General features: G+C 41.8%; 7 protein-coding genes and 1 pseudogene. 3 read left to right on the top strand and 5 right to left on the bottom strand.

Going from position 1 to position 6,801, the window contains the following annotated elements:
* Positions 1-135: 135 nt before the first annotated feature.
* The 3 genes from H6G97_RS42180 to H6G97_RS51680 all read right to left on the bottom strand — a co-directional run bounded on the left by H6G97_RS42180 (position 136) and on the right by H6G97_RS51680 (position 2,769).
* Complete coding sequence (locus H6G97_RS42180) at positions 136-1,104, bottom strand: ParM/StbA family protein (protein WP_190946509.1); 969 nt, start codon at positions 1,102-1,104, stop codon at positions 136-138.
* A 420-nt stretch (positions 1,105-1,524) separates the two neighbouring features.
* Entirely contained in the window at positions 1,525-2,040 is a 516-nt protein-coding gene (locus tag H6G97_RS42175) for a hypothetical protein (protein WP_190946508.1), read from the bottom strand.
* A 51-nt stretch (positions 2,041-2,091) separates the two neighbouring features.
* Positions 2,092-2,769 (bottom strand): hypothetical protein, encoded by a 678-nt coding sequence (locus H6G97_RS51680; RefSeq protein ID WP_199350054.1) that lies wholly within the window; start codon positions 2,767-2,769, stop codon positions 2,092-2,094.
* Positions 2,770-2,928: 159 nt separating this feature from the next.
* Here H6G97_RS51680 and H6G97_RS42165 point away from each other — a divergent pair, with 159 nt between their 5' ends.
* The gene (locus H6G97_RS42165) at positions 2,929-3,723 is read left to right on the top strand and encodes a ParA family protein (RefSeq protein ID WP_190946510.1); all 795 of its coding nucleotides are present in this window, start codon (positions 2,929-2,931) and stop codon (positions 3,721-3,723) included.
* A complete protein-coding gene (locus tag H6G97_RS42160; protein ID WP_190946507.1) occupies positions 3,723-4,865 on the top strand; it encodes a ParB/RepB/Spo0J family partition protein in 1,143 nt (380 codons plus the stop codon). The genes H6G97_RS42165 and H6G97_RS42160 overlap by 1 nt, the downstream gene beginning before the upstream one ends.
* 132 nt (positions 4,866-4,997) lie before the next feature.
* Here the strand turns inward: H6G97_RS42160 and H6G97_RS42155 are convergent, their stop codons facing one another.
* Complete coding sequence (locus H6G97_RS42155) at positions 4,998-5,351, bottom strand: hypothetical protein (RefSeq protein ID WP_190946506.1); 354 nt, start codon at positions 5,349-5,351, stop codon at positions 4,998-5,000.
* A gap of 118 nt (positions 5,352-5,469) precedes the next feature.
* Entirely contained in the window at positions 5,470-6,615 is a 1,146-nt protein-coding gene (locus H6G97_RS42150) for a strawberry notch C-terminal domain-containing protein (protein WP_242055964.1), read from the bottom strand.
* A gap of 18 nt (positions 6,616-6,633) precedes the next feature.
* Here H6G97_RS42150 and H6G97_RS42145 point away from each other — a divergent pair.
* Positions 6,634-6,801, top strand: a pseudogene (locus H6G97_RS42145) (IS5/IS1182 family transposase); the annotation flags it as partial.

The raw sequence follows: 6,801 nt of genomic DNA, 5'->3' as shown, positions 1-6,801 counted from the left end.
TCAACTATAAAGTAAATCGTGTCCAGGTAACTTTTATCTAGTTTTTGCGATTCTGCAAATATGCGCTCTCGGTAATTATCTTTGAGGCGAACTTTTTCCGGTGCTAAGTCTTTTTTATCTGCCATTGTTATAACTTCACTTTCCAGGTGTACCAGATGTAGTAGTTGGGTTCTTGGCAAAAATAGTTTTTGCCATCTCTAAAAGCCCAGAGACATTGGCTTCCACCGGATTGTCCAGGATTTTGAAGCCGTTTTTCTCCAACAGCTTTTTAAATCCTGGTAAGAGGCAGCCTCCACCAATCGCCCAGATTTCATCCCCCTGGTGCTTGGCATCAAGCGTCAGATTCACCACTTTCTTCAAGTATTTTTCATACCAATCTTTCAAACAAGCACTGTATACATCTTTGATATCGATGTCACGGCTATATCTGGTATGCCCCATTTCCAAACAAAATCGGATAATGGAAGGATCTCCGATTTTTCCGCCATTTAAATGTTTCATTTTTTGGGAGATATCATCGATGAGAACTTCTACACCGATAGGGTAAGCAGTGTGAACTTCTCGTTTCCCTTGGTTGTAACGAGAATACAAAGTCGTACCATTGCCAAAGTCTAAAATGGTTAATTTTTTGGGTAGTGGATGCCCAAACAATGCACCCATACCCTCTAGTACGACTTTCAGCACTTCTACTTTCACGTCTGATTGCTTGCCAGCAAGTATTGGCTGATATTCTCCATTGAGTACTTTTTGTAATTCTTCAGCCAGACCAACGTCATGTAAGCTGACGACTAATTTTAAGTGCCAAGCCCTACGGTGTGGGAGATGTGCCAACGCACCCAATAAAGTCAACAACGCATTATTGACTTTATTTTCATTATTGTCTGTGTTGCGATCAAAATAATTTCCTGTACGGTAAGCGGACTCTCCAACGGTGTAAGCACTGCCGTTAAAAACTACACGCCCTGGAACATCTTCCATCTCGGCATTGGTTATATAGCTGGGGACACGAACTACTTCAAAGCCATCGACTAAAAGTTTGAGACTTCCATAACCGTTATCGAAACCCGCAGGAAAAATTTTTTGCAAGGTGTGAATGTTTGACATAGGCTTCAAGTAATACACTTTAATTTGTAAAAGTTCTCTGTTCAGATGATTTGGAGAAGCAGAGGTAGAGAGGAATAAAATAACTACCCCTTTTTCTCTAGCCTCAAGAGCTTATCATATCCCCTTGGGGGCTAAATGGGGCACAAAATGTCAATCAGTCAAACATACCCCATCTAGCACCTATCTGTATCCTACCTATATAGGGGTCAGAATATTGTCAAATTCCTGAACTATTGTTGGGGTATATATAACACCTATGTGACGCCCATAAAGAATTTCTGAAATCTTTTTTATCAACGTAGCAGAAATTAATTTAGATCATCGTTGACTCTTTGATTTATACTTTACTGTCAATCTTTTGTTGAAAAGCAATTCAGTCTTGATCTCTAACTTCTTGCTGACTATGTAACGAGTGCGTTATTACTTGCTTACAGGTTCAGCTTTCTCAACTGAATTATCATTCACACCCAGAGTCAATTCCAAAGGAGTTTTTTGGGCGTAAGCTTTTACTACTTGCCGATAAACATCATAGTTCGTAGGTAGCGTGTTCTGAGTATTACCTACTCCATAGGTCAGTTTGTACTTTATATCTTTAACCAATTCAGGTTTTCCTGCCTCTTCTTGAGGTCTTTTGCGTTGTTCAACTTCATCAACACTTGGTCGCGGCGGTAAAGTAGGCCACCATAGCCCTTGGTCATCTGGGCCAACAACTGCTCCTTGCGGTTTCAATCCATTCCGATTCAACATTGAAGTATTCGCAAAAGTTTCAATGCGTGGCTGTGGTTGACTAGTTAGGTTATTCGCATACTTAACAAGCCAGGTGTAACTGGTGAGTGCTGTAGCTTCATACTGTTCAGCAGTAATAGTGCTGCAACTAGTTAGTGTCAATGCCGTTAGTGCAGTTATTATTGAGGGTAAAAATCTCAGCTTTTGCATTATCAATCGTAAATATCTCTTACTAATCACTTTTGAAGAGGGAGTGTGCAATCATTGCTGCCAAGGAGAAGGAATCGCTGTTGTCGAAAGTACTTCCCTTGCTTGCAGTCTAATGGCTGTTTGCTCACAGTTGGGGCATTTTACCTTTGTGAAAATCACTGAAGGTCGTCCTTTGTACTCGCCCATTACGGGTTCTCCGGTGTACTCGCTGATTATCCCCTGCTGGCAGTGATAGCACTCGAATATCACACGTCCTACCTCCGAATTGCAATCCAGGAATTGCATGTGCTGACAGGGTTCTGGCGTTAATTCTGGTTCTTCGGAGCGGTCTTGGAAGGGTATATGAGGTTTGGCTGCTGGTGATAAATCTATTTTTTTCTTGTTGCGCTTGCCAGTCACCTGCGGCTCAACTTTTGGCGGCTTTAGGGGTTTTTCATTGACAGGCACATGCCCGGGCTGTTGGTCAGTTGTGAGTTCTTCCGGCAACTTGTCATCAGCCGGGGTAGGGCTAAATAGCTCTTGTTTCTCTGTTGGTTTAGATGCACTCTCGGTTAACTGAGCTACTGTTTTTGGGGCTGCATAAATAGCAGGCGTTTCCGCAACATCTTGGGATGATTCTACTTGAGCATCACTGTTGGTTAATTCCTGTAATTCTGATTGTTTAGCCGCAGGGATGTGCTTAATCAGTTTTGGTTGTTGTGGCTTGGGTGGGCGCTTAGTAGATTCCATAAAAAGCACTAGTCGGTAAAAATCTTATATTACCAAGACTTTGAGAAAAGAACTGTCAGCTATTGTCAAATGACAGTTGCAGCCCCTAAAACTAGTTTGATGTGGTATAACATTATTCCACGTGCTAAACTCACCATTATCATTTTTTGTATAAAGCCCATGCAAGTTCGATTAGCGCTGCTCTCGAACGCAGGTGGCAGCGGCAAAACAACTCTCGCAGTTCACCTTGCCTATCTCTTAGCAAATGAGGGATTCCGTGTTGCCTTAATTGATTTAGATCCCCAAGGTTCTGTTAGTTTATTTTGCGGATTGCCACGTCCTAAAGGTACCCAAACAATTGCAGCAGTACTACAGGAAGATTTCCAAGGAAATTGGCCTTTAATTCCACTATGGCAAGAGCATTTACAAAATGTAGAAGCGTGTCAGGGAGAAATGGGGTTAGTTAAAACGATTAACGAATTAGTCTTACACGAGCGAGGAGCGTACCTTTTAGGAGATCGCATAGCTGACTACCCTTTACCTCATGATTTGGTAATTTTTGATTGTCCTGCTACTTTAGGCCCTTTACCTCTGATCGCTCTTTCGGCTTGTACACATTTACTCATTCCAGTCCAGGTGGAGCCGAAATCTGCGGATGGCTCTAGCAAGTTGTTGGAATGGTTGTATCACACAAACCATCGTCTTCGGCTCAAGCCAGAACCCCAAATTATAGGCTTTGTTCCTAACCAGTATGATCAGCGTCTTGCTATCCATCGCAATATTCTAGCCCAATTACTTCCACAGCTAGAAAAGTTGAAAATTCATGGTTTTGCTCCTATTCGTTTTTCATCAGAGTTCAAGAATGCAAGTGGTCTTGGAGTTCCGTTACATCTATATCGTCCAAATCATCCAGCCTGTGCTGATTTCTCTCTTATTGTAAGTAAATTAGTTGAGTTACTCAAAAAGAAGGATTAATGGTTAAGAAAGTTGGGATTGATTTATCTAATCTGTTTTCTGGTGCTGAATATTCTCAAGAAGTTCATGAACTAAAAGAAACCATTGACAAATTACAGTTAGAGATTATTCAACTACGGTCAACAGATAACCAAGAATTAGAGACAAAGATTCACGAATTACGTGAACATTTAGTGCCATCCGGGGTTCTAAAGGTAGCGATAGAAGAAATTGATCGTAATCCAGAACAACCTCGACGAACCTTTACTCAAGAGAGTATTACTGCGATTGCTCTGTCTTTGGAATCAAATGGACAGCAAGAACCTATTATTCTTATTACCCAGCAAGATGGACGCTACTTACTATTTGATGGAGAGCGTCGTTGGCGTGGTGCTAAACAATTAAATTGGGCTACCTTAGAAGCTGTAATTATTCCTCAGCCAGAAGCTCTACATCGACGTGTACTATTGGCAAGTTTACATCGAGAAAATCTAAATCCTTTAGACACAGCAGAAGCATTAGTTAAGGAAATTGCTGTCCAAAGCGATCTTAAAATCGAAGACATTCCTCGTATATTAAGGGCTGGAGTGCGCCGACTAGAGCGACAAGGGACTCTGGTTAAAATAAGTGAGCTTGTTCTAGCAAGCCCAGAACAGCAACAGCAGCAAATATTGTTACTAGGACTGGGAGAAGCAGAACAAATAGTTTTTCGTATTTTACTGTCTCTGCTATTGAATCCAGCTTCTGTTAATACTAATATTTTTCCGATGTTAGCATTGCCAGATGATTTGAAGCAGGCTATCCGAGAACAGGGGCTAGGTGGGATACACGCTTTGTCTTTGGCGCGATTATCTGCAAAAACTTTGGGTGTATCAGAAGCGGTAGCGCGAAAGCTGCGAACTCGAATATTAAAGCAGATTCTACAAGAAAAGTTATCAGTTGCTCAATCGCGTCAAATTGTATCAGCCGAGATTACCCACCATACCCAACAATTTGACTCTAGTTCTAAAAGGAAGCAAGTAGATACAATTATCCGTCAAGTACAGGGAATTCCCTTGGTTCATATAAAACGTTCACAATTAGTACAAATGCGCGAAGCGTTACAAAAGAAGCTAACAGAAATTGAGTCAGCTTTAAAACAAGAAGATAGTACTGAAAGCTAAGTTTTTAATAGGACTCCCTGATTATGTAAAGAATATTGTTTGTGTTTTGATTTACCAGTTCCACGCACGGCAGCAGTATTTTTCAATGCCGTCAGAGGTTCCCGAAGAATTTGATTTGTAATCAGGGTGGAGTTATAAGGCATCTATTAGCTTTTGAGCTTGTGCATTTCCTTTTGTGTTGAAATAGCGCCAGATTATTCTAGCATCCCTTACTGATATAGTTTCAGCACGGCTTCCCACGCCATTGGCGGTATATTCCGCAAAAAGAGTAACATGATTTAGTCCTTCCCCTACAAGGTTTTGATAGACTTTTGGTGCTTTAAAAGGTAACGTGATTAGCCAGTTACGATTGATACCAATTGTTGAAAGGATTTGATTTTGAGACATCCGGTACTCTTTCGTTTCAACAATCCTAATGGCATCAAACCGATAGTTGCCGATGTACAACTCAACGGCGTGGGCGGGTGTGAAGTCTTTCTTAGCCATGATTGCTTTCTCCACAAGAATTTCATCAATCCCTCGCGGAGCGCTTGCCAAAGCGATTATTAATTTTTTGAGGGTAAAAAAGACCCAGACACTAAATCTGGGTCTTTGAGGTTGGAAATTATCCCAAGATTTCAATCACAGCCGCTAGAATAGCTGGTGCTTTGTCTGAAACTGGAATGAATACCCGTTTTTGCCAGTTGATGATCTCAGTGAAACATCCAGCAGCTAAAAGCCGCTCTGCCAGTGAGATAGCATTAACCACTATGCGAGGTTCTGCGGCAATGTAAGAACGCCGTAAAGTTACACCACCCGGCAACTGCTGTGTATATCTCTCGTTCAGTACCAGCTTCACAAGTTCTTCTGGAGAAAGCACCTGATTTCTTAGTCCGAGTTGTTCGCGCACGGTTTGAATGTCGTGAGCATTCACCACTCGACCGAGAATCTTTTGTCTATCGCTGGTTTGCAAGCGGAAGACTCGACTATTCTGCTGTGGCAGAATTTTCCAAATGGGCAACAAAATACCGGTGACTAAATGCAGGTAATCAGTTGTGAACTTGGGTAATTCGTCTACTTCAGTAGACCAAGCAGCAGTAAACGCATCAATAGAAACTTGCCCCCATGTGGAAGATTCCAAGTTTTGGACTGGTAGGCGAGTTTCTTTCTGTGGACGAATCAGCAAAACTCTTGGGACAACTCCACCATCAGCGTCGAATAGACTGTGAGTTGGAATTGACACAGCAGCATTGCCTGACTTGGAGTTAATCATGAGCTTTCCAAGATATTGAGTGGCGAACTCCAACATCTCGTCAGCAGTTCTGATGTTGTTCTTCTGGGTGCGTTTCACTTTCAAGTAATTGGTGACGCTACCAGTTTGAGCATGAGTATATACAGCTTCCTGGCTCTCAACAATAAAGCGTTCAGCCCGTAAAGTTTCCACACCCATCTCATAGACCCCTGCCGCGATCGCTGCTTCAATCTGCTGGCTCAAGAGTAGTTCAAACCTCTCGAAAATCACGTTTTGCATATCAATTCGTAGAGCCAGTAGTCGGTTGAGAAATTGCCGCAATGGGGGCAAGTCGATTTTCATCCCGCCTTCGTGGGAAGTGAGCGAGAGTCCAGTCATTTGCTCGAACTTTCCTAAAGGCACTTCATAAAATCGACCTTGGAAGATTTGCTTAAATAACTCATACAAAGCGTGTTCTGCATACTGAAGAACTCTTGCAAAAGTGTTTTGTGATATAATTAGGGGTTTGGCAATTTGCAATTAGGACTTTGAGGAGCAGTGAAAATAGAGAACGCCAAACAGCTTACTGCAAAAAAATTTAAGCGAATGACTGGAGTGAGCCGTAAAACCTTTGAATTAATGGAAGATGATGTTAAAGCTGATGAAAAAAAGAAAAAGAAATCTGGTCGTCGTCCTAAATTAATAATTGAAGACCAAGTTTTAATG

Origin of the sequence: Nostoc flagelliforme FACHB-838 (genome assembly GCF_014698065.1) — a bacterium.
Taxonomy (GTDB): domain Bacteria; phylum Cyanobacteriota; class Cyanobacteriia; order Cyanobacteriales; family Nostocaceae; genus Nostoc; species Nostoc flagelliforme_B.
The sequence above is the reverse complement of the archived record's forward strand: the minus strand, read 5'-3'. Positions and strand labels throughout refer to the sequence as shown.